A 22,732-nucleotide genomic window follows, 5' to 3' on the forward strand; every position below is an offset into this window, starting at 1 on the left:
ATCGCTTAGCTTATGAAACTAAGAATTCTGTTCATTACGCCTGGTTTATTTAAAGGAGGTGCCGAAACACAATTGCTTAAAGTTGCCAGATTTTTCAAGTCAAGGCAGCACGAGGTGATGATCATTTCCTTAAAACCAATTAATTTCTTTGGAACTGAACTGGAGAAGGAAGGTATTTCCGTTCTTTATTTGAAAAACTGGTCATTTGGTTTTGTATGGAACAGCATTACACTCTTCAGAACAGTAAAGGCTTATCGCGCTGATGTGGTCGTCGCTTTTATGTTTATTGCGATTATATTTGCCCGCTTATTAAGAGTGTGGTTTAGATTTAAGCTGGTTTCTACCATAAGGATTTCCGTCATCAAAAGAAAATGGTACCTGCCCTTTAAACTGACCCGAGGCCTGGACGATGCTATAGTTTACAATTCCCATGCCTCAAAAATTAGCTTCGAAAAACAAAAGCTGGTACTTAAAAAAGGAATTGTAATCCATAACAGTATTGATATTCCGGTTATAACAGCTGCTGATTCTCCAATCCCACAAACGAAACCATTTGTCTGGATTTGCATAGCGCATTTTAAATACAATAAAGATTATCCGACTTTGTTTAAAGCCATGTCTCTCTTAAAGGGGGAGCATGTTCTTTTACAGGTTGTTGGAAATCTGCATCATCAGGACTGGCCAAATCAGCTGATTAAGAGCCTGGAAATTCAGGATTCAGTACAATTGTTGGGGCATAGCCACAATCCGGCCGGTTATTTAGCTGTTGCGGATGCTTTTGTGCTTTCCTCGTTTTCTGAAGGCATGTCCAATAGTATACTGGAAGCTATGGCTTATGCCAAGCCTGTGGTGGTAACAGATATCAGTTGCAATAGAGAATTAGTTGGGGGGGCAGCTTGCGGTTTCCTTTCCAAACCAGCAGACGCGCAGGATCTTGCAGATCAGATGAGCAGGTTAATGAAAAGTTCCTTGCAGGAGAGAGAGGCTTTAGGCAATAGGGGGAGACAATATATAGCCGCAAATTTTTCAGAAGAAAAGGTGATGCAGGACTGGCAGACCGTAATTGATTAATAAACTTATCCCGGGCAAAAACATGAACACATTTGAACAAGAAATTAAACATGGACAACGTTTTGAGTTTGGTAAAAACTGGCAAAGCTTTTTGGCGTCTTTAACCAATGAGAGAATAAAAATAGCCGAAAATTCCATAAAAGAGATGTTGCAGGTAGAGCATCTTAAAGGGAAGCGGGTTTTGGACATCGGATCAGGGAGTGGGCTGTTTTCTCTGGCGGCACGTAATCTGGGGGCACGAGTCTATTCTTTCGATTACGATCCGGCGTCGGTTGCCTGTACCAAGATACTTCGTTCACGGTATTTTCCTGGTGATCCGGGTTGGATTATTGAAAAGGGCTCGGTACTGGATGAAGATTTCCTGAATTCATTTGGCAGTTTTGATGTCATTTATTCCTGGGGTGTTTTGCATCATACAGGTAATATGTGGGCAGCTATTGGAAATGCAGCTTCATTAGCAAAAAAAAACAGCACCTTGTTTATTGCTATCTACAACAATCAGGATGGACGATCTAAGATCTGGGCGAGAATAAAGAAATTTTATTGCTCGGGTTTCCTGGGAAAAGCCATCACTTCCAGCATATTTATACCCTACTTTTTCTTCAGAACATTAATGTCCAGTGCTGTGAGGGGTAAGAATGAATTTGCGGCCTATAAAAAGAACAGGGGTATGTCGATTACGCATGATTGGTTTGATTGGTTGGGCGGATATCCTTTTGAAGTGGCCACAGTAGAAGAAATTTTCAATTTTCTCCATCCTCGGGGCTTTGAGCTTAGAAATATCAGGAATACCAATCATTCCGGTACAAATCAGTTTGTATTTGTAAAAGGATCTGATTGATACATGTAAACTAAATTCCTAATTAATTTAAAAACATATGAAAATTTTAATCACAGGCACTGCAGGCTTTATTGGCTTTCACCTGGCAAAAAGAATGGCAGAGAGAGGAGATGAAGTGGTTGGTATAGATGTCATCAATGATTATTACGATGTCAATTTAAAGTATGCACGATTGAAAGAAAGTGGGATAGAAAAATCGCTCACTACCTATAATAATCCTGTTGTTAGCTCAAAATACAGCAATTATATTTTCATCAAATTAGACATCAGTGACAAACACAATATGGAAGAACTGTTTGATACTTATCATTTTGATGTAGTATGTAATTTAGCCGCCCAGGCAGGGGTCAGGTACAGTTTAACAAACCCGGAGGCTTATATTGAAGCCAATATTTCTGGTTTTCTGAACGTGCTGGAATGCTGCAGGCGTGTAAAAATCAAACATTTGTTGTATGCGAGTTCATCGAGTGTTTATGGCTTAAATAAAAAAATGCCATTTTCTGCCCATCACAATGTAGATCATCCGATCTCACTGTATGCTGTAACAAAAAAAAGCAATGAATTAATGGCACATGCCTATAGCCATCTTTTTGATATCCCAAGTACCGGCTTACGTTTCTTTACCGTTTATGGTCCATGGGGCCGGCCGGACATGGCACTTTTTATATTTACCAAGGCCATAATGGAAGGTAAACCGATAGAGATCTTTAATGAGGGTAAAATGCGTCGGGATTTTACCTATATAGATGACATTGTTGAAGGAATTATAAATGTTACAGACAAGCCATCGAAAGGCAATCCAGACTGGAATGCTCAGTGCCCGGATCCCGGAAGTTCGAAAGCGCCATATCAGATCTTTAATATTGGGAGGGGAGCGCCTGTAAGTCTTTTGGAATTTATTCAGGAAATCGAAAGCGCTACTGGTAAGCTTGCCGACAAAAAATATTTACCTATGCAGGAAGGAGATGTCGCAGAAACATGGGCAGATATTTCCGACCTGGAAAATGAATTAAGTTATACTCCCCGAATTTCCGTTAAAGATGGTGTTAGAGAATTTATTAATTGGTACGATAATTTTTACCGCTTTAAAGTACTTAAAAAACGTGTTAGGCTACGTTTTACATCAAAATACAATGTTTTGGTTACAAAAAGATAACTTGTAGTTGATGTTTGATCGTCATTTAAATGTCATTAAACCTGATTTTATAAAAAATGTAAAGTTGGTTTACACATTGTACAATATTGTGTAAACAGCTTTTTAAGTGATTTTATGCGGTTTTTTATGTGTTAAAACCCTTTGTTTCTTTCCTTGATTGTAACTTTTAGGATATAATTTATTTTTAACTGTCACGTTAAAAGTGCGTATCTTAAAAAACAATATTATTAATGGAAAGATTGAAAGACAAATTAAGACGAGTGCTGGTACTAGGTTTATTACTCTCTACATTTTTAACGTTTACTCAATGCAAAAAAGAAAGTCCCGCAGTTCCTGCCGACTTAAAAACAAGTGATGAAAGTGAATTGGTAGATTCGCAAAGTGCTGTTTCCAACACCACACCAATTGCTTTAACATTATCAAAAATTACAACGGATGGAGGCTATGCATATAGCATTTCACAGAATTTCGGAACCACCGGTGATTCAAATTCGCAACCTTCAATTTCAAAGCTTAGGGTGTTTGAAGATGGTAAAGAACTGGGGCCTGCCCACAGCGTTCATGCAGATATCCGTTCTAAAGGAAATGGCAGATTTAGCCATTGGGGTGGCAGTTTAATTTTTTCTGCTTCAGATAACTCCGATCCACGGACTAATGGTAAAAAGTATACAGTAACTACAGGTGGTATACCAAGTATTGCACCAATTGATCCAACTCCACCAACTACCCCAGTAACACCGCCAACTACGGGTGTTGTAACTACAGGTCTGATCGGTTACGCCGCGGTAAACGGTTTGACAAGCGGTGGTAAAGGCGGTTCAGAAATTACAGTATCCAGTTTACAGGCTTTAATTAGTGCCGTTGGATCAAGTGGTGCAAAAGTGGTTTATGTATCAGGTGCAATCAAAGCCACTGGGGTGAATAAGGTCTATGTTACCTCAAATAAATCTATCATTGGTTTGAAAGGTTCGTCAATAGAAGGGGTGTCATTTATGTTATTCGGAGTAAATAACATTATTTTTCAAAACCTGACCATGAAAAACTATGTAACCTATTCAGGTGTTCAGGTGGCTGAAAGTTCACATCATATTTGGGTTGACCATTGCGAATTTTCAACTGACCGCAATCAGGGATGGGAATATTGGGGTAAGGACATATCCATTACCACTCAATCAGATTACGTAACACTTTCATGGAATAAATTTCATGACAACAACCTGTCGGTTCTGATCAGTGCCGGTGGTGCCGGTTACGAATCAGATGCAGGTAAACTGCATGTAACACTGCACCACAATTTCTGGTACAATATTTCAGAAAGAGAGCCAATGACGCGTTGGGGAAGTGTGCACATGTTCAATAATTATCATCTTAACAATAGTGGATACTCTATTGGCGCCAGATCAAACGTGAATTTGCGTACAGATAATGATTATTTTTCTAATTGTCCGGTCCCTATTTCCAACAGTCAGGCTGGCGAAGCTGCCGGTACAGTTACAGGAGCGGGTACAAATATCTATGTAAATAGCGGTAGTCCAAAAATTACTACTCCAGCAGGCAACTGGGACCCTGGTTATGAATTTAAATCTGCACTCCATGCAGCTGCAGACGTTCCTGCAGTGGTGACCAAAGGTGCGGGTGCAACCTTGTAATAAAAAATAATTTTTAATATTTGGTCAAAAAGCCATCTGATGGGAGTCAGGTGGCTTTTTGCGTTCATCTTTAAAATTAACAACGATATGGAAAACAATAGAAAACGCGTGCTCATCGCCTGCGATTCTTCTGCTACATTGCTGGGTTTTCGGGGTAAACTGATCGCGGAACTGGTGAAAACCAATGAAGTCCATGTTTTTACCCCTAAAATTTATTTGACCTCGGTGGCCGATCAGTTGAAAGCGCTGCAGGTCACAGTTCATGAGAATACCTTAAACGGAAGTAATGTTTCTATATTTTCCGATCTGAAATACATCTTTCAACTCTATAAACTGATTCAAACCTTAAAGCCAGAAATATTTTTTCCATATACGTTTAAGCCCGTAATTTATGGAACTGCAATTGCCAAAATCTGTAAAGTAAATCACATTACCCCAATGTTAACCGGCTTAGGGTATAATTTCTCGCCTCAGGGAGTAAAGCATGGTTTGGTGAGCCACATTACCAGATTTCTTCTAAAATGGAGCCTCTTGCCCAGTAAGCGGCTGAGTATAATTTTTCAGAATCCGGATGACTGCAAAACCTTGTTACGGGCCGGTGTTATCAATAAACAGCATCACACTTTTATTGTAAATGGTTCCGGCGTAGATCTGAGCGCTTATCGGTATTCGAGGCCAAAAACGAGGAACATCAGTTTTTTAATGATCTCAAGATTGATCAATGCCAAGGGTGTTAAGGAGTTTTATGAGGCAGCCAAACTGGTTCAACAGAAATTCCCTGAAATAAAATTCAAACTTCTGGGTTCGTATGATGAAAATATAGATGCTATAGACCAGGAACTCTATGCCAGTATCAAGTCTGGCAAAGTGGTAGAATACCTCGGGTCAGTTGATGATGTCAGGCCTTACATTAAAGCAGCATCCGTACTGGTATTGCCGTCTTACTATGGAGAAGGTGTTCCAAGGTGTATGCTGGAAGGAATGGCTATGGGGCGGGCTATTATCACCTGCGATTCTGTAGGATGCCGGGAAACCATAAACCCCTCAGATGTACAACCCAATGGCTTTTTAGTTCCAGTAAAGAATATTAGTGCATTGGCTTCCAAAATGGAATATTACATCAGGCATACAAAGGATATTCTCATTTACGGCCTGAACGGAAGAAAATTTGCCAGACAGAAATTCGATGTTAACCTGATTAATGCTGCCATGCTAAAAATAATGCACCTGAATTAAAAACACAAAAAGATGTCTTGTTTAGAAAATTTTTTGTTTCAACCTAAATATCAGGTAATCACTGATGCACAACGCTGGGCCTGGTATATGCAACAATCGGTGGTGTACGATGTTTATCATACGCTTCACTACCATATTTTAGATAAAAGAGGTGAACCCATTCTTTTTGTTTATGAAGAAGGGAATACATTTATTGCATTGCCGCTTCTGAAAAGAGGGATAGAGCAGGCCAGTTTCTGTGATCTTACTTCCAGCTATGGCTATACAGGCCCGGTTTCCAATAAAAAATTTGACCAGCTCAGTGACAGCCTGATCAGTAATTTTAAGTATTCGTTTGCTGATTTTATGCAACATAGCCGGGCAGTGAGTGTATTTTCCAGGTTAAACCCATTTATCAATCAATCCCCCCTTCTGGATAAACTGGGAGGGGTCAGGAGTAACGGACGTACGGTATACATCGATCTGACTCAATCGCTGGAAGAACAGAGGTCACGGTACGACAAAAGACTACTTCGGCAGATCAGACAACTTCGAAAAAGAAACTATCTGATTAAATATGCCGATACTGAAGAAGAGATCCGGTCATTTACCCGGATGTACAATCAGAACATGCTTCGCTTACATGCCGGTCAGCATTATTTTTACAATGAAGAATATTTTTCGGCTTTGCTAGACAATTCAGAATTCAATTGCAAACTGATGCTGGTTTATGATGGAGAACAGATGATTTGTGGTGCCATAGTGATGTGGCTGGCCGGTATCATCCGAAACCATTTATCGGCCACAAGCGAGTCCCATATCTGTTTTTCTCCAAGTAAATTACTTACCGACGAGATCAGTGTTATGGGACGCGACCTGGGAATGAAATTTTTTCATCTCGGAGGAGGTGTAGGCGGTAGAGAAGATACCCTTTTTCAATTCAAACGGTTGTTTTCCGACCTGTTGCTGACAGACCAGATTTGGTGCTACATTGGCGATGAACCTGGCTATAATCAGCTGGTACAGCAAAAAAATGTCAAAGAGGATAAGGGATACTTTCCCCTGTATAGAAATGTTTAAAATAAAACTTTAAGCAAATGGAAAATAAATTCAATTACGCAGAAGCGACATTGTCCGATTTTCAATATGCCATCAGCCAGTATGGCTGGGTGGTTTACGAAAACGCCTTAAACTCAGAACTGGTCGAAGAAATCCAGAACGATTTAATCGTGGCATATCATGTCCGCCGACAGGTTCAAATTGAGAATGGTATAGAAGCCAACATGGAAGGTACGCTACACCACATATTGGAACGTGATAATTTTGGCCTGCATTTTCTGGGGCAAATGTTTTGTGATAAAGAAATGCGGGAATTTCTGAATGGAAATTATGTGCTGAATGGGATGAGTGGGGTTATCAACAGGAAGGACGACCGGCCTTATGTCCAAAACGTACACCGGGATTTGCGGAGTTTTACGGGGCCTCTGAAGCTGATGATTCAGATGATTGTGCTGTTGGATGATTTTACTGTCGACAATGGTGCCACTTACCTGCTTTCCGGATCTCATAAAATAGAAGCCAGGCCAGATGATGGATACTTTTACAAACATGCAGACAGGGCTATTGCCAAAAAAGGGAGCATCATTGTATTCGATTCCAATCTTTGGCATGCCGCTGGTAAAAATGAAACAGATGGACCACGCAGGGCGCTTACTTTAAGTTTTACCAAACCCTACTTTAAGCCCCAGTTTGATTTTCCGCGTTACCTGGGGTATGAGTTCGGAGCAACGCTTCAGGAAAACCTGAGACAGGTCGTTGGCTATAATGCCCGGATACCAGCAAACTTATATGAATTTTATCAGCCGGTGCATCTAAGGATGTACCAGCCTGGACAAGGCTAATTTATTATGGAAAACCGGGCAGTTAAACCCATTGGTGGATACTTTCAGCTGGCACTTGTCCAGGGCAAAGAATATTATCCCGAGCTGATAAAACTGAACACTTCCAGAAATGCATTGGAATACCTTCTGATCCTGAAAGACTATACCAGGATATATTTTCCTTATTATACCTGTGAGGTATTGCTGGAACCATTGAGAAGGCTCAATATCCCTTATCAGTTTTACAAGATCAACAAGCAACTGGAGCCGGTACTGGATTTTGAGGTCGGACCAACAGAATGTCTGTTGTATACCAATTATTTTGGACTGAAAGATGCAGTTTTAAAGCAGTTGCAAGCTACCATTGGCAACCTGATTATTGACAATGCTCAGGCTTTTTTTTCTAAGCCGATCCCGTATTCAGATACTTTTTATTCATGCCGAAAATTTTTTGGCGTACCGGATGGCGCTTATCTTCAGACCAATACAGAAGATCGTCTCATTCTGGAAAAAGATTATTCTACGGAAAGAGTGGGGCATTTAACGAAAAGTATAGACTATGGTATTGAACAGGGGTATGCAGATTTTACAACCAATGAACTCAATTTAAAAGACAATGACATTAAATCGATGTCTTTATTTACCAGGGCCCTGTTGCGCGGTATCAATTACCGCGAATGTAAAACCCGGCGTATTGAAAATTTCAAATTTTTAAATGAACAGCTCATGCTGGTTAATGAACTGGAGCTGATCCTGCCTGAAGGGGTGCCGGCCATGACCTATCCTTTACTCTTGTCAAAAAAAGGAGTAAAATCCAAGTTGATCGAAAAAAAAATATTTGTGCCAACTTATTGGCCTAATGTGTTGAAATGGACCAGTCAGAATACGTTTGAACATAAACTGGCTGCGAATCTGGTTTGCCTGCCCGTAGACCAACGCTATGACCTTCAGGATATGGAGTATATGGTCAACGTTTTAAAAAAGATAATATGAACACATTTATCTATTTGAGGCCCCTGAAACTGGCCGATGCAAAGATTTCATATCGATGGAGAAATGATCCTGAAATATGGAAATATACCGGATCCAAACCTAATCAATACATCTCTCCTGAACTGGAAACAGCATGGTTAAGCAGTAAACTTAAGCGAGCTGATGAAAAACGATTTGCCATCTGCCTGCTGGATAATAACCAATATGTGGGGAATGTACAGTTGTTGGAAATAGATTATGAAAAAGCCTGGCTACACATTTTCATAGGTGAAAAGGAATTATGGGGATTAGGCATTTCGCAGAAGGCTACAGAGATCATCTTGTATTATGCCTTTTCCGAACTTGGTCTGTCTTACGTACAATTGTCGGTGAGTCCCTTAAACCGTGCCGCTTACCGGGTTTATGAAAAGACCGGCTTTTCCCTTTCCGGTAAAGATGAGACCAACGGTTTTTTAGAGATGAAGATCAGTAAAGATACCTTCAGTCACAAGCACCCTTCATTCGGACTTTAATGTGGCCAGATAAACCTTTAAGCTAAAAAGATGCAAATCCTGAAGCTGCTTATCCTGTTGTTGATTTTATGTAATCTTCCGGGCTATGCATTGGTTCATATCAGTGCAGCTATGGGGAGTCTGCTCAGCTACTGTACCTTTCTTTGCATTATCTTATACTATTTTCTTGCTGTTAAGGCAAAACCAATGGTTCATTTCGTCATTTTTGGTTTCCTGTTTTCCATAATTTCCTTGATTGTCGATAGTCAATATTCGACCACCTTCCTGGCTGGCTTCAGTAAATACCTGATTTTTGTCATCATGGTGCCCAGCCTGATCAGAGATCTGAAAAATGAAGATATATATATTGTACTGCTCATTGGTTGCCTGAGTATCCTGTACGAAGCAGTATTTGTTAGCGGCATCGGCGGACGATACAGCGGATTCTATCTCAATGCAAATCTTGCAGCCTATGCCTGTCTTTTTGGTTATGCTTTTGGGTTGACACTCAAGAATAAGACCTTAAAATTGATCGGACAGCTGCTCTTTTCGATTGGAGGTCTGGCAACTTTTTCACGCACCTTCCTGCTGATCTGGGTGCTGATCAACATTTTGTCCGTTTTCCTGGATTTTAAAAATATCTATAAGCTTTTTATTTGTGTTTGTTTGTTTGCCTTATTTGTCTCTTTTGGAGACAAACTTGATTTCAACAGCCAAAGACTGACTGCATTTTCAGATATGTTAAATGGGAAAATTGACCCCAAAATGAAAGAAGGGGCGCGTACAGAAACCTGGGCACTCTATTACGATAAAATACTTGACCACCCGTTTTTTGGCAATGGTTACAAAACATTCAGCGGCCAAACCGGAGGTGACGAAATTAATAACTTCAACATCAGGGTGGGGGTACACAATACCTATTTAATGGTGATGGGAGAGGCTGGTATTTTTGCATTGATCTATTTTTTATGGATATATGGATATCTGCTGTTTAATGGTCTCCGTTTTTTTAAGGAGAACCCTTCCATCTTTTTCGTAACCTTTTCGTTGATGCTCTATATGTTGACCATTCATAATTATTTTGATGTCTACCTGGTACTGTTCACTTCATTATGGTTGTACCATAAAACCTATAAAATAAAAAATCCGGAGACACCGGAGAAAGTAAGGGTAACTAAAAACTACGTTTATGATAAAGACAATCACCTTAGCCCAAAAGCGGGAATGGAATTTTTACATTAACAATGCTTTTGTCCACGATTTTTACCACACCTGGTATTATCATGCACTGGACCATAGTGGCATGGCCATGCTCTTTGTTTATGAGGAAGGTCAAGACTATATTGCTTTTCCTGTAGTGAAAAGAAAAATACCCGGAGCGGTTTTTTTTGATTTAAGTTCTGTATATGGTTATGTGGGACCTATTGCCAGCAAAGATAACAAGTATCTGAACCAAAATTTCATCAACAATTTCAAACGTGAGTTTCTGAACTTCCTTAAAAGCGAACAAATTGTTTCGGTTTTTTCCAGGCTAAATCCGTTTCTTAATCAGGATCCGCTGGTCGGGGATTTTAAAGGTGTATATGAAAATGGTAAAACCGTGGTACTCGACTTAACCTTACCCATTGATGAGCAACGTAAGAAGTATAATTCATCTGTTTATGATTCTATAAAAAAAAGCAAAAAAAAGGTTTCACTGTTAAGGAAACCAAAAAACAGCAGGATATCGAAACATTTGTCTCTATCTATACCGAGAATATGGATCGCGTACAGTCAGCTGATTATTACCGTTTTAGCCGGAAATATTTCCTTGACCTGATCCAAGCAGATGAGTTTGACTGCCGTTTGTTTTTGGTTTGTCTTGAAGATGAGGCAATTTGTGGTATGGTTGCCGCTTTTACACATGGAATTATCCAGGCCCACCTGATTGGTACCAAAACCGCATTTATAAATGATTCTCCGGCCAAATTTTTAGTAGATGAAGTAAGTAAAACAGGCAGAGTGGAAGGAATGAAATACATGCATCTCGGCGGAGGGTTCGGGTTTAAAGAAGATTCCCTGTTTAAATGGAAATCCCTGTTTTCAGACTCCTATCTCAATTATAAAAGCCTGAGGTTTATAGCCAATGATGCCGTTTATCAGTCGCTGCTCGACCGGAAAGGAATAGATAAAGATACGGATGTAGATTTTTTTCCACTTTACCGGGCGGTAATGAATGTATTTACAGCGGTTGTTTTCATTTAATTACCTAAATTTTAATACCATGAAAAAGTTCCTGTTCCCTGAAAAAATATATTCGCGCTGGTTGATCCTTTTGATCGACCAGCTCATTATTGCCTGGACACTTTTTTGTTCTTTTCTGCTGATCAATAAATTTGATTACCAGCAGTTGTGGCATTCTAATTTTTTCATTTATACCGCGCTGTATTGTTTCATTTCGCTTATTGTGTTTACCGGAATGCGTATACACACCGGTATCATCCGGTATTCCAATACAGATGACATTTTCAGGATATTCATGGCTGCCTGGTTGAGCGGACTGTTGTTTACTGCTTTATGCCATGTTTTTCTAACGCCATATTTCCCTGTTCCTGCCAGATGGTTTCCTGAACTGCTGATCATGAATTTTTTTGTTTCTTCTTCCTTTTTGATCCTGGTAAGGATTGCCGTTAAAAGCTTGTTTGGTTATCTTAAAACCATCGAGCCTTGTGATAAGAAAGAGAATATATTGATATTCGGTTCCGGGCCAGATTCCATTTTAGTTAAAAAGGCATTGGAAGAAAGCAAAACAAGTAATTTAAATGTGTTTGCATTTGTAGATGACAATGAAGATAAAATAAACAAGCATATTGAACAAAAACACGTTTATCATTCTGATGCAATTACAGTTCTCAAAAATAAATTCAACATAAAAAAAATCCTGTTTACCGGCGACAACCTGAACGTGAATGGAAAGAAAGCTACTATTGACAAATGTATTGAAATGGGAATTAAGGTGGTCACCGTTCCGCAGTCAGATAAATGGCTATATGGTAAACTAACCGCAAATCAGATTAAGGACCTTAAAATTGAAGATTTATTACAGCGGGAACCGATTGTTTTGTCAACGGCTAACATCCTGAGGGAGATCAGTGGGAAACGGATTTTAATTACGGGTGCAGCCGGTTCTATAGGCTCGGAGATTGTGCGTCAGGTTATCGGCTTTAAACCTGAATATGTGGTGCTCTGCGATCAGGCAGAAACACCTTTGCATGATATGCAACTCGAAATATCCGACGATTTTCCGGATGCCAGAACACATGTTGTGATGGCGAATGTACAGAACAAGAGCAGAATGGAAGCTATATTTGAAGCATATCGTCCTCAGATTGTTTTTCATGCTGCGGCTTACAAGCATGTTCCAATGATGGAAAACAATCCCTCTGAAGCTATACTGACAAATGTGCTGGGTACTAAGAATATCTCTGACCTGGCTATAGATTCCGGGGTAGATAAATTCATCATGATCTCCACCGACAAGGCCGTACGGCCAACTAATATCATGGGGGCATCTAAACGTCTGGCCGAGATGTACATCCAGTCCCTCAATAATGAAAAAGGAGGTACAAAGTTCATTACCACCCGCTTTGGCAATGTACTGGGGTCAAACGGTTCGGTACTTCCAAGGTTTAAGGCCCAGATAGAGCGGGGTGGGCCGGTTACAGTTACTCATCCGGAAATTACCAGGTATTTTATGACAATACCTGAGTCGGTACAACTGGTGCTGGAAGCTGCTGCGATGGGGAAGGGGGGAGAAATCTACCTTTTTGATATGGGCGAACCCATTCGAATTGCTGACCTGGCTGCCAATATGATCAAGTTGGCGGGCTTAGTTCCTGATAAAGACATCAAAATTGCATTTACCGGCTTAAGGCCGGGCGAAAAACTGTATGAAGAGCTACTGTTGGTAGAAGAACAGGTTATTTCTACCTATCATCCAAAAATTAAAATCTCAAAAGTAGTTGGTCATAGTTTCTTTTACATAGGCCATGTTATTGAAGAGTTGTTAAAACTAAATAGCCTGAACAACGATTTTGATATGGTGAAGAAAATGAAAGAAATTATTCCCGATTATAAAAGTAAAAATTCAAGGTATGAACAGATCGATTATTACCTTATGGATTAAGTATTAAAGATTGACGAATTTAATGGATTGCTATGGATTTAAACGTAGGTCGGTTAATAGAACATATTGTGAGAGAGGACCATGTCAGGATCAGTGAACTCTCTAGAAAATTACGTGTAAGCAGGAGAACCATATATAATTGGTTTAACAAAAAAACGCTGAAGCATGAGATCATCGATAAAATTGGAAAAGCCATTAAACATGATTTCTCTAAGGAGTTTCCTGATGATTTTGAACTTGTCGGTCCGGAGATATTTACAGACACAGAGCCGTTTATAGATGTAAATGTTGAAACAGATGATGCTGGTGGCAATTCTGTAAGCTATTGGATGATTAAATACATCAACTTACTCGAAAAGTATAACGAACTTTTACGTCAGACCAATAATTTTTAATACAAAAAGAGAGGATGCACAATCGGCATCCTCTCTTTTTCGTTGACAAGGAAATGTAGGGTTGGCTATCGGATCAGTGAGAGTTCCATCAGTTTTGCATTTCTCATTTTAGACTGGACCACGTTAACTACGGCGTCAATGATATAGTCAGTATCTTCCTCTGTCAGTCCAGGGTAAATGGGAAGCGATATTTCGCAGGCATATTGTTTGTAGCTGTTTGGATATTTGGCAATGTCGTAACCTGACTTCCTGAAATAACTCAGCATGGGCATAGGGATAAAGTGCACATTTACAGTAACTCCAAGGGATACAATATCTTCGATGATCTGGTCGCGTAAGGCTTCCGTAATATCTTTTATCCTCAATGGAAAGATGTGATAAGACGATTCTCTGGTATGATCTTTCAAAGACGGAGAGATAAACCACTCAAATTTACTGAGCAGTTGACAATATTTTTGAGCGATTCTTTTGCGGGCAGGCAGCAGAAAACGTTTGTATTGCCTGAGTTGGGCCAGGCCTATTGCGGCACATACATCAGGCATATTGATCTTTAAGCCTTTATAAAGGATGTCGTATCGCCAGTTGCCACCTTTTGATTTCGTATAGGCATCTTTGTTCTGTCCATTTAGGGAAAACACCTTCAGAAAGGTGTACTCTTCATTGATGTCAAAAAAGCCGGGAAGGTTTAGGCAAATACACCCTCCTTCAGCTGTTGTAATATTTTTTACAGCATGGAAAGAGAAAATGGTAATATCGCTGCTCAGAGCAGCAGAATGCCCCATATAAGTAGCGCCAATAGAATGCGCTGCGTCCGAAATCAGCAGAATACGGCCCAGTCGCTGTTGTTTTTCTGACTCGGCTACAAAAAGGTTCCGACTTCTGGTACTCTTAATGATGGATTTAATTGCATTATAGTCACAAGGTAAACCTGCAAGGTCTACTGCAATTATGGCTTTGGTTTTTGGGGTGATTGCTCTTTTGATCTGCATGGGGTCTATGGTCAGGTCGTCTGTTATGTCTACCATAACCGGGGTAGCGCCGCAATGCAGTACGCATAAAGCCGTTGCACAGTAGGAGTAGGCTGGGATAATTACTTCATCACCTTCTTTTATACCAAACCATTTTAACATCATTATGGCCCCGGAAGTCCATGAATTTACACATATGGCTGATTTTGATTTTGTCAAATGCAAAATTTCCGCTTCCAATTCCTTAACTTTTGGCCCGGAAGTAATCCAGCCCGATTTTAGTGCATCCACTACTTCATTGATCACATTCTGGTCAATAAAGGGAGGAGAGAATGAAATATTCATTGTCTTAGATTTTAAGTAAATTGATTGTTGTTCTGTGCTTGAATCAGTTGGTGGTCCGGATATGATTGATCTCTTTTTCAATCTTACCGGCCACAACCAGTCCAAAGTTTTCATTTTCTGCAGGTACGTCAGGGGCATAATTCTGAGTTCTGATCAGGATACGGCAAATCATATCCAGATCTGGAAAGGTCAAGCTATGGTATAGCGGAAGGCAAACTATTCTTTTTACGATTTCATCACAAACTGGCATTTTAACCCGTTTAACATAAGGTAGTGTGGCCAGCGAAGGCGAGAAGTACCTTCTGCAGTAGATTTTAGCCAGTTCCAGTTTTTCCATAGCTTGTTGTCTCAGGGTTTCTGTGTCAAATAGCAGTGGGAAATAAGCATAATTGTAATCTTTATCCCGGTTTAATTTTGGAAATTTTGCTTTGATGTCAACGAGTCTCTCATAATAATGTTCAGAAAGCAATTTTCTTCTTTCCAGTATTTCATCAACGTAAGTTAAATTGCACAAGCCCATTGCTGCATGGAATTCGCAGTTTTTGCCATTGACTCCAAGACCCGCAAAGGCATCCGGGCCATTGTGTCCGAAATTTCTTAAATATAACATCTTTTTGAGCAGATCCGGGTCTTTTGTAAATACAGCGCCACCTTCTATGGTATGAAACAACTTTGTAGCATGAAAGCTTGTTGCGCTGATGTCGCCATACTCATATACCGACTTACCCTTATATCTGGTACCAAAACAATGGGCCGCATCATAAATAATTTTTAAACCATGCCTGTCTGCAATCTGCTGTATCGCATCAATGTCGCAGGGATTCCCGTATACATGAGTGGCCAGTATTGCCGATGTCCTGGGGGTAATTGCCGCTTCTATCTTTTCCGGATCTATATTGAAGGTCTCCGGATCGATGTCTGCATACACGGGCTGGCAGCCTTCCCATACAATGCTGCTTGTGGTGGCTACATAAGAAAACGGGGTAGTGATGATCTCACCTTTCAGCTGCAAGGCTCTTATGGCCAGTTGCAGTGCAAAAGTGCCATTACAAACAAATAGTAAATGTTTGACGTTCAGATACTCTTTCAGCTTAAGCTCAAAATCGTTCAACAGCGGGCCATTATTGGTTAACCACTGACGTTCCCATATGCTGTCGATATAAGCTTTAAATTCTTCTTTTTTTGGAAGAAATGGTTTGGTTACAGGAATCATTTTCTTTAGGTTAAGTAGGTTGTAATCTATATTAAATGGCTGTTTGGAGTGCGATGTTAGAAATCGCTATACTGCTGATCAGCGCGCAGTTTAAGTGGTCAAAGACCATTAAAACACTTTTTCCACGAGCTTTAATTACAGTGCCTTCCTGGTTGAAAAAAACTCCGCTTTTGATTCGGACACGGTCGCCTGGTGATATTTCTTTAGCGTCCACAATTTCGCAGTCGGTACTTGTTTTTAAAAAACATTCAATTTTTTCTATTACACTGTCTCTGATTACAGCGGGCCTGGCCATATAATAGATAAAATTCAATACACCTAGTGTTTGTCTTACCCGGTATTCTTCCCGTTCGCTTACCCATACAAAAACGTAGCCGCTAAACAAGGGGATTTCTACTGTTTTTTTTCTGTCCGACCACTGATTGATCACAGTTTTAAGTGGACAATAAGACCGTATCCCCTGCGATTTTAATAGCCCGTCCACTTTTTTTTCCCATCTCGGACGGGTGTAAACTACCAGCCAACGTCTGTTCCAGACTGTACGACTGCCAAATGAATTTTCCATATATAAGCCTGTTTATTTGCAAGAAACCTGAGGCGTTGTCGTTTAATTGCAGAGCTTCGCTATATCACTCACGTAATTCTGGCACTAATGCAATTGTATCGGGGGATAATTCAATAATTCTTCGACAATTCCAATCCGTAGCCACCGTATCCGTAAGCATTTACAGTTTCCAGTTTTGTATCGTTAAATACCACCATCGGATTGGTCAGTTTTTTATAGTAAAGAATGTCTTTTAAAATGTTCAGCTGTAGTTTGTTCGTGTAGTTATAGCGTACCAGGTATATGCTTACGTCGGTATAAGGCGATAAGCTAAAAGCATCTGCTACCTGTCCTACAGGAGCGGTGTCAATAATGATATAATCAAACCTGTCTTTCAGTTTTTCAATCAGCTGGCCAACTTTTGGATGCATCATGAGCTCTGCAGGGTTTTCCGGAAGCGGTCCGCAATCGACAAGTACCAGATCTTTATATTTCCTGGATTGTATCAGCAATTCATCAATATCCAAATCGTCGTTTAATAAGTAATCGGTAATGCCAACCTTAGAGTGCAAATGCATCTTTTGCAGCAGCTGTGGTTCGCGTAAATCAAATTCCAGCAATATTACTTTTTTGTTTACCGACGAGAGTGTCAAACCAAGGTTAATGGAAAAGAACGTCTTCCCTTCAGATTTCATACAGGATGTAACCAGCAGTACCTGGTTGGGTAAGCCAGAGTTCATAAAATTAAGGTTACTCCTGATGTACCTGAAAAGTTCAGAAATGGTAGACCTGCTGTTGTGTTCAATTACCGCCGGTTCATTTCTTTTCAGGTGGTTTATGACTCCTAAAACAGGCACCCCTGTATACGATTCAATTTCTTTGAGATCCGTAATTTTGTTGTTAAATAGAGATTTACCATATAGAAAGGCAATAGGGGCAAAGCAACCTATAAAACCAGCGAACAGATACACCAACTGTTTTTTGGGTGAGACCGGCTTGCTGTTATAGGCAGGCTTGTCAACAATCTGGGAGGTAGGTAGGGTGCCTGAAAGCGAAAGTGTTGTTTCTTCTCTCTTTTGAAGCAGGTATTTATACAAACCTGCTTTCACACTTTGTTCTCTGCTTCTCTCCAGAATACCACGCTCTACAGCAGGAACCGAACGGATCTTACTGTTAAACTTAGAAGACATTGCCTGCAGGTTATTTCTTTCAATTGTTAATCCTTTTTTAATGTTTTGCAGATTTTCCCGGATATTAGCTTTTAAACTTAACAATTGTGCGGTCAGGTTTTGTACCAGAGGATTGCCTTCTTCAGAGGTACGCAACATCCGGGTCCTTTCTTGTTGCAGTGTGTTAAATTTACTGGTAAGTTCATTTAAGGTGTTGTTGTTGATGTTTAATGAGCTTGGAACCAGATTTATATTGTCGTTCTGCATGTACTTTTCCAGCGACGTCAGCACGCTAAGTTGTACATTAGTAGCGGCCAGTAACTGGCTATATTCTCCAGATTTTGATAGGTTTATCTGCGCTTCCATGCCTACGTCAGATACCATATTGTTTTGCTTGTAATTTTCAACATCTTCTTCCACCACAGATAGGTCCCTGTTCAGGTATTTTAACCTGTTGTCAATAAAATGGATGGTATTTACAGCTATAGTGTTCTTTTTGACTACATTTTCCTGATTATAGGTTTCAATCAGGAGTGTAAGGATATCTACCCCTCTTTGAGGGACGTTATCTGTTAAACTCACGGTAATTGTATTGGCGTCTTTTACAATCGGCTGTATGGTTAATCCTGCTAAACTGTAATATTCTGCCAACAATTTCAGGTTTTTGAATTTCAGGGAAATCCGTTGTTTATTCCCGCCATAGGCTAGGCCCTTATTTATCAGAATCCTGTATCCAGCTTGTTGAACTACCTTTCCAAACGGCAGTATCCGTTTTTCGTTTTTCTCCTCCAGTAAAAATGTATTTTCATCTATAGGGGTTATAGCCGGTGTTTTGGTATACCCTGAAGCACTTATCCCAAGTAGTTTCACCTCTACTGGTAAATTTTTTCCATACAGTTCCACTTCTCTTAAACCTCTTTTTTGAAAATAGGCAATTTCCAATGTCAGTTTTTTCAGCACCTGTCCAATCAGATCCTTAGAGCGTAATACCTCTATTTCATTGTCCACTTTGCGGTCTGTTCTAAACATATTCAGATCGCTAAAGGCTGTACCTTTTAATTCTCCATCCCCCTTTTTGTCATCTTGCATCAGTAGTGTACTGCTTATTTTATAAACAGGACTGGTGCTTTCCAGGTAAAGATAGGCAGCCAGAAAACTCAAGATCAGGGAAAGTAATAATACATACCAGTATCTCGAATACTTCTGCAGCAGTTCTTTCAAGTTTTCTAACATTACAGATGTAGTTTGGTAAACAGGCATATTCACGTGTATGATGGTTGGCGGTATTTTTTTATTTAAGTACTGCAGTTAGTAAAACAGCTACAGCTGATATGCAGGCCGTTATAATCGGTAATGCACGGTTGTTAGAACTATATTCTTTTTCTTTGGATTTGTCTGGTTCCACATAAATGATGTCATTCTGTTTCAATTGAAAGTAGGGTGAATCATACACTTTCTTGTCATTCAGGTTTAATCTGGCCATATTTCGCATACCGTTATTTTCACGTATGATCAGAACATTGTCTCTTTTTCCATATACAGTCATATCTCCGGCCATTCCCAGGGCTTCAAGCAAATTGAGCTGATCGCCCGGAACGTTTAGTGAGGCCGGTCGGTTCACTTCTCCGATTACAGTTATTCTGAAGTTAACCAGCTCCACATCTACAATCGGAGATTTTACGTGTTTACTTAGCTCTTTTGCAATTAAATTCCTGGCTTCTTCAATCTTCAGGCCCTCTACAGGTAATTCACCCAGCAGGGGCAGTGTTATTGTCCCTTTATTGCTGATTTTAAAGCCTGCTCTACCCCCGGGAATATTGTTGTTGTTGCCTGAATTTCCGCTACTTGCAAACAAAACATTGTATTCGGAATTCAGACTGCTCATCGTTATATTCAGCTGATCGTTTTTTTGAAGCTTCAATTCTGCTTCATTAGTGATCTGATTATTTGATACTTCAGAAAGGTTGCTGAAATACACCAGGTTTCTTTGAGGAGAACAAGCCATAAGCACTATAGAAATGCATGCAACAGGAAATAAATGTTTCATTTTGATAAAAACTAAAATTTCATTAAATGATATTCTTTCAATTTTGTTGATTAAAGTTATAGAAATTATAAACCAGGTGCTCTAGTTATCAGTAGGTTGTATTTTAAATTGTAAAGGTTTACAACAAAGTTTACGAATAGGTTTCAAATGTTGTTAAGCACTTTACAGAGCGGTTGGTCAGGTGCTTTACATTTTTCGTACTTTTCTTTAGGCGGGATCTTTGCTAATTATTTTAAAATTAATTTAGCAATTAAAAATTAAAATTCTATCTTTGCACCCTCTTCAAACAGAAGATGATTCCGTAGCTCAGCTGGTAGAGCATTACACTTTTAATGTAGTGGTCCTGGGTTCGAATCCCAGCGGGATCACAAAAAAGCCTCACAGATCTGTGAGGCTTTTTTTATTGAATATAGACTGTTTTGATGTTCACGAATTCATGGATACCAAACATGCCCAGTTCACGGCCATAGCCACTTTGATTGATGCCTCCAAAAGGTAAGCGCGGATCAGATTTTACAAGTGAATTCACAAAGCATGACCCTGCCTGAAGCTGGGTTTGCGCAATGTCTTCTCCCAACTGTTCATTCCGGGTGAATACAGCTGCTCCCAATCCAAACGAGGTATCATTTGCCAGGCTAACTGCATGGGCCGTGTTTCGGGCTGTCAATATGGAAGCCACCGGGCCAAACAACTCTTCGCTGTATGCCGGCATTCCCTTTTTTATGCCTGTTAATACGGTAGGTTCATAGTAGGCATGTTTACCTTTTATTGTGGGAATCCGGCCACCAAGTATGCATTTAGCACCCATTTCAATGTTCTTTAGTACCTGCTGGTGCAGTTCGTCGCGCAGATCGGCGCGTGCCATAGGTCCAAGGTCAGTTCCGGTTTCAAAAGGATCTCCTGTTTTCCGTTGTTTTATCTTCTCTATAAAAAGGCCCGTAAATTCCCGTTCTATCTTTTTATCAACAATAAACCGCTTAGCTGCTATACAGCTTTGTCCGTTATTGATCAGCCTGCTGCTGGCACAAGTGCTGGCTGCCAGCTCCAGGTCTGCATCTTCAAGTACAAGGTAAGGATCGCTACCACCAAGTTCAAGCACTGTTTTTTTAAGCATCCTGCCCGCCTGTGCGGCAACTTTCTTTCCTGCTTCAGTACTACCCGTCAGCGTAACCGCTTTTACCATCGGGTGTTCAATTACTGCAGCTACCGCTGTACTGCCAATCATCAATGTTTGGAATACATGGGCGGGGAAACCGGCATCTTTGATCAGTTGCTCAATAGCCACTGCACAGCCGGGGACATTTGATGCATGCTTTAGTAATCCACAGTTCCCAGCCATTAATGCCGGGGCAAGAAATCTGAATACCTGCCAGAAAGGGAAATTCCAAGGCATAACAGCCAGTACTACACCCAATGGTTGAAAGCTGACATAACTTTTGGTAGCTTCTGTCTTAACGAGCTGATCACTAAGGAAATTGCTTGCGTTTTTAGCATAGTAAGTACATACCGAAGCACATTTATCTATTTCTGCCAGGCCGTCTTTTAAAGGTTTACCCATTTCAACCGCCATCAGGCCAGCCAGATGTTCCCGTGCTAAGGTCAGTTGTGCAGCCAGCCTATTCATCAAAGCAGTCCTTTCGCTAAAACTGCTTTCCCGCCAGCCCAACCAGGCCTTATGCGTTTGCTCAATTTTCCGGCTCAGTTTAGCTTCGGTATCTTCTTTATAGGACTTGATAATTTTACCGTTGACAGGATTAACAGATTGTATATGCATATTGATGGTGCTATAGACTAAAACCTAACATAGCCGAAACCACAATAAGGGTACTAATGTTTTGATTTTTATAAAGATATTCTTTGATAAAACGAATAGAGTTTACCATGTGGCTGTTTACCGTCGCCACGCTGATGCCGAGTGTGTCTGCTGCTTCCTGATAAGATTTGCCTTCAATTTTACAGAGTATAAAGACTTTTCTACGCGATTCAGAAAGATGGTTGATAGCATGCTGTATCAGCGCTGAAGTTTCTTTACCTATAAGTGCTTCTTCTGTCTGCATATAATAATCTACTGCATTGATCAGCAGACGTGCCTGCAGCCGTTTATCTTTGGCTACCTTTCTGAAATAATCATACACCAGGTTATTGGCTACCGTATGTAAAAAAGAAATAAATGATTGCGCGGGGTCTATCTGCGGGCGCTTCTCCCATACTTTTAGAAACAGGTCCTGCAGCAATTCCTCTGCAACAGATTCATCTTTAACCACACGGTTAATTTTTTTGTACAGCAGTTTGCTGTAAGAGAGATACAAAGTATTAAAGGCGGGTTCTTGCCCTTGCTTTAATTGCAACAGCAGGTTTTGTAATTCGTCCGCCTCTAATAATTTCATTGATCTTTGTATCCCGATTGTACCCTATGCTAAATTACATATTTAGTCATATTGCATTTTCAATGATATTGAATATTTTTTGATTAGCCTACCGTAAATGAAAATCGTTTTGTTGTTTAATTTTATTGGCTTGATTATTAGTTGGTTATTAAATTACTGTGATTTTTTTAACAAAAGCATCAATGTATTCGGGCTTTGCTCCG

Annotated in this window: 21 protein-coding genes and 1 tRNA gene; 15 read left to right on the forward strand and 7 right to left on the reverse strand. The window is 40.1% G+C overall.

Annotated elements, in window-relative coordinates:
- Positions 1–12: 12 nt before the first annotated feature.
- The 14 genes from ABIE26_RS05500 to ABIE26_RS05565 all read left to right on the forward strand — a co-directional run bounded on the left by ABIE26_RS05500 (position 13) and on the right by ABIE26_RS05565 (position 13,856).
- Positions 13–1,071, forward strand: coding sequence for a glycosyltransferase (locus tag ABIE26_RS05500; protein ID WP_310139156.1), 1,059 nt, complete (start codon positions 13–15; stop codon positions 1,069–1,071).
- Positions 1,072–1,093: 22 nt separating this feature from the next.
- Complete coding sequence (locus ABIE26_RS05505) at positions 1,094–1,912, forward strand: class I SAM-dependent methyltransferase (protein ID WP_310139153.1); 819 nt, start codon at positions 1,094–1,096, stop codon at positions 1,910–1,912.
- 37 nt (positions 1,913–1,949) lie between these two features.
- Entirely contained in the window at positions 1,950–3,068 is a 1,119-nt protein-coding gene (locus tag ABIE26_RS05510) for an NAD-dependent epimerase (protein ID WP_310139150.1), read from the forward strand.
- A gap of 230 nt (positions 3,069–3,298) precedes the next feature.
- Positions 3,299–4,717, forward strand: coding sequence for a pectate lyase family protein (locus ABIE26_RS05515; RefSeq protein WP_310139149.1), 1,419 nt, complete (start codon positions 3,299–3,301; stop codon positions 4,715–4,717).
- Positions 4,718–4,804: 87 nt separating this feature from the next.
- On the forward strand, positions 4,805–5,953 hold the full coding sequence (locus tag ABIE26_RS05520; protein WP_310139147.1) for a glycosyltransferase family 4 protein: 1,149 nt from the start codon (positions 4,805–4,807) through the stop codon (positions 5,951–5,953).
- A gap of 12 nt (positions 5,954–5,965) precedes the next feature.
- Positions 5,966–7,012 (forward strand): GNAT family N-acetyltransferase, encoded by a 1,047-nt coding sequence (locus tag ABIE26_RS05525; RefSeq protein WP_310139145.1) that lies wholly within the window; start codon positions 5,966–5,968, stop codon positions 7,010–7,012.
- 17 nt (positions 7,013–7,029) lie between these two features.
- On the forward strand, positions 7,030–7,833 hold the full coding sequence (locus ABIE26_RS05530) for a phytanoyl-CoA dioxygenase family protein (protein WP_310139143.1): 804 nt from the start codon (positions 7,030–7,032) through the stop codon (positions 7,831–7,833).
- A 6-nt stretch (positions 7,834–7,839) separates the two neighbouring features.
- Entirely contained in the window at positions 7,840–8,805 is a 966-nt protein-coding gene (locus ABIE26_RS05535) for a hypothetical protein (RefSeq protein WP_310139141.1), read from the forward strand.
- Positions 8,802–9,317: a GNAT family N-acetyltransferase gene (locus ABIE26_RS05540; protein WP_310139138.1), complete on the forward strand. Its 516-nt coding sequence runs from the start codon at positions 8,802–8,804 to the stop codon at positions 9,315–9,317. The genes ABIE26_RS05535 and ABIE26_RS05540 overlap by 4 nt, the downstream gene beginning before the upstream one ends.
- A 30-nt stretch (positions 9,318–9,347) precedes the next feature.
- On the forward strand, positions 9,348–10,538 hold the full coding sequence (locus ABIE26_RS05545; protein WP_310139137.1) for an O-antigen ligase family protein: 1,191 nt from the start codon (positions 9,348–9,350) through the stop codon (positions 10,536–10,538).
- Entirely contained in the window at positions 10,486–11,115 is a 630-nt protein-coding gene (locus ABIE26_RS05550; RefSeq protein ID WP_310139135.1) for a hypothetical protein, read from the forward strand. Before ABIE26_RS05545 ends, ABIE26_RS05550 begins: the two co-directional genes overlap by 53 nt.
- The gene (locus ABIE26_RS05555) at positions 11,040–11,540 is read left to right on the forward strand and encodes a GNAT family N-acetyltransferase (protein ID WP_354375534.1); all 501 of its coding nucleotides are present in this window, start codon (positions 11,040–11,042) and stop codon (positions 11,538–11,540) included. Before ABIE26_RS05550 ends, ABIE26_RS05555 begins: the two co-directional genes overlap by 76 nt.
- A 19-nt stretch (positions 11,541–11,559) precedes the next feature.
- Positions 11,560–13,461, forward strand: coding sequence for a polysaccharide biosynthesis protein (locus tag ABIE26_RS05560; protein WP_310139131.1), 1,902 nt, complete (start codon positions 11,560–11,562; stop codon positions 13,459–13,461).
- A gap of 32 nt (positions 13,462–13,493) precedes the next feature.
- Positions 13,494–13,856 carry a hypothetical protein gene (locus ABIE26_RS05565; RefSeq protein WP_310139130.1) on the forward strand — a complete coding sequence of 121 codons (363 nt, stop codon included), beginning with the start codon at positions 13,494–13,496 and terminating at the stop codon, positions 13,854–13,856.
- 65 nt (positions 13,857–13,921) lie between these two features.
- Here ABIE26_RS05565 and ABIE26_RS05570 read toward each other — a convergent pair whose 3' ends face one another.
- The 5 genes from ABIE26_RS05570 to ABIE26_RS05590 all read right to left on the reverse strand — a co-directional run bounded on the left by ABIE26_RS05570 (position 13,922) and on the right by ABIE26_RS05590 (position 20,142).
- A complete protein-coding gene (locus tag ABIE26_RS05570; protein ID WP_310139128.1) occupies positions 13,922–15,169 on the reverse strand; it encodes a DegT/DnrJ/EryC1/StrS family aminotransferase in 1,248 nt (415 codons plus the stop codon).
- Positions 15,170–15,212: 43 nt separating this feature from the next.
- Positions 15,213–16,382: a DegT/DnrJ/EryC1/StrS family aminotransferase gene (locus ABIE26_RS05575; protein WP_310139126.1), complete on the reverse strand. Its 1,170-nt coding sequence runs from the start codon at positions 16,380–16,382 to the stop codon at positions 15,213–15,215.
- A 31-nt stretch (positions 16,383–16,413) separates the two neighbouring features.
- Positions 16,414–16,947, reverse strand: coding sequence for a UpxY family transcription antiterminator (locus tag ABIE26_RS05580; RefSeq protein ID WP_310139124.1), 534 nt, complete (start codon positions 16,945–16,947; stop codon positions 16,414–16,416).
- Positions 16,948–17,057: 110 nt separating this feature from the next.
- Positions 17,058–19,328, reverse strand: a complete 2,271-nt coding sequence (locus ABIE26_RS05585; protein ID WP_310139121.1) for a GumC family protein — start codon at positions 19,326–19,328, stop codon at positions 17,058–17,060.
- Positions 19,329–19,386: 58 nt separating this feature from the next.
- Positions 19,387–20,142, reverse strand: coding sequence for a polysaccharide biosynthesis/export family protein (locus tag ABIE26_RS05590; RefSeq protein WP_310139119.1), 756 nt, complete (start codon positions 20,140–20,142; stop codon positions 19,387–19,389).
- A 295-nt stretch (positions 20,143–20,437) separates the two neighbouring features.
- On the opposite strand from ABIE26_RS05590, the gene ABIE26_RS05595 reads away from it, so the two are divergent.
- Positions 20,438–20,510: transfer RNA gene (locus ABIE26_RS05595), tRNA-Lys, on the forward strand.
- 32 nt (positions 20,511–20,542) lie between these two features.
- Here the strand turns inward: ABIE26_RS05595 and ABIE26_RS05600 are convergent.
- Positions 20,543–21,916, reverse strand: a complete 1,374-nt coding sequence (locus ABIE26_RS05600) for an NAD-dependent succinate-semialdehyde dehydrogenase (RefSeq protein WP_310139118.1) — start codon at positions 21,914–21,916, stop codon at positions 20,543–20,545.
- A gap of 10 nt (positions 21,917–21,926) precedes the next feature.
- On the reverse strand, positions 21,927–22,529 hold the full coding sequence (locus tag ABIE26_RS05605) for an RNA polymerase sigma factor (protein ID WP_310139117.1): 603 nt from the start codon (positions 22,527–22,529) through the stop codon (positions 21,927–21,929).
- Positions 22,530–22,732 lie beyond the last annotated feature (203 nt).

This window comes from Pedobacter africanus (genome assembly GCF_040548825.1).
GTDB lineage: Bacteria > Bacteroidota > Bacteroidia > Sphingobacteriales > Sphingobacteriaceae > Pedobacter > Pedobacter africanus_A.

Excerpts from the sequence above, each read along its gene's own strand:
- ABIE26_RS05520 (WP_310139147.1), top strand. The coding sequence starts at position 4,805 with ATGGAAAACAATAGAAAACGCGTGCTCATCGCCTGCGATTCTTCTGCT.
- ABIE26_RS05535 (WP_310139141.1), top strand. The coding sequence starts at position 7,840 with ATGGAAAACCGGGCAGTTAAACCCATTGGTGGATACTTTCAGCTGGCA.
- ABIE26_RS05560 (WP_310139131.1), top strand. The coding sequence starts at position 11,560 with ATGAAAAAGTTCCTGTTCCCTGAAAAAATATATTCGCGCTGGTTGATC.
- ABIE26_RS05585 (WP_310139121.1), bottom strand. The coding sequence starts at position 19,328 with ATGTTAGAAAACTTGAAAGAACTGCTGCAGAAGTATTCGAGATACTGG.
- ABIE26_RS05545 (WP_310139137.1), top strand. The coding sequence starts at position 9,348 with ATGCAAATCCTGAAGCTGCTTATCCTGTTGTTGATTTTATGTAATCTT.
- ABIE26_RS05570 (WP_310139128.1), bottom strand. The coding sequence starts at position 15,169 with ATGAATATTTCATTCTCTCCTCCCTTTATTGACCAGAATGTGATCAAT.
- ABIE26_RS05530 (WP_310139143.1), top strand. The coding sequence starts at position 7,030 with ATGGAAAATAAATTCAATTACGCAGAAGCGACATTGTCCGATTTTCAA.
- ABIE26_RS05505 (WP_310139153.1), top strand. The coding sequence starts at position 1,094 with ATGAACACATTTGAACAAGAAATTAAACATGGACAACGTTTTGAGTTT.
- ABIE26_RS05550 (WP_310139135.1), top strand. The coding sequence starts at position 10,486 with ATGATAAAGACAATCACCTTAGCCCAAAAGCGGGAATGGAATTTTTAC.
- ABIE26_RS05515 (WP_310139149.1), top strand. The coding sequence starts at position 3,299 with ATGGAAAGATTGAAAGACAAATTAAGACGAGTGCTGGTACTAGGTTTA.
- ABIE26_RS05510 (WP_310139150.1), top strand. The coding sequence starts at position 1,950 with ATGAAAATTTTAATCACAGGCACTGCAGGCTTTATTGGCTTTCACCTG.
- ABIE26_RS05525 (WP_310139145.1), top strand. The coding sequence starts at position 5,966 with ATGTCTTGTTTAGAAAATTTTTTGTTTCAACCTAAATATCAGGTAATC.
- ABIE26_RS05540 (WP_310139138.1), top strand. The coding sequence starts at position 8,802 with ATGAACACATTTATCTATTTGAGGCCCCTGAAACTGGCCGATGCAAAG.
- ABIE26_RS05565 (WP_310139130.1), top strand. The coding sequence starts at position 13,494 with ATGGATTTAAACGTAGGTCGGTTAATAGAACATATTGTGAGAGAGGAC.
- ABIE26_RS05580 (WP_310139124.1), bottom strand. The coding sequence starts at position 16,947 with ATGGAAAATTCATTTGGCAGTCGTACAGTCTGGAACAGACGTTGGCTG.
- ABIE26_RS05600 (WP_310139118.1), bottom strand. The coding sequence starts at position 21,916 with ATGCATATACAATCTGTTAATCCTGTCAACGGTAAAATTATCAAGTCC.
- ABIE26_RS05605 (WP_310139117.1), bottom strand. The coding sequence starts at position 22,529 with ATGAAATTATTAGAGGCGGACGAATTACAAAACCTGCTGTTGCAATTA.
- ABIE26_RS05575 (WP_310139126.1), bottom strand. The coding sequence starts at position 16,382 with ATGATTCCTGTAACCAAACCATTTCTTCCAAAAAAAGAAGAATTTAAA.
- ABIE26_RS05500 (WP_310139156.1), top strand. The coding sequence starts at position 13 with ATGAAACTAAGAATTCTGTTCATTACGCCTGGTTTATTTAAAGGAGGT.
- ABIE26_RS05590 (WP_310139119.1), bottom strand. The coding sequence starts at position 20,142 with ATGAAACATTTATTTCCTGTTGCATGCATTTCTATAGTGCTTATGGCT.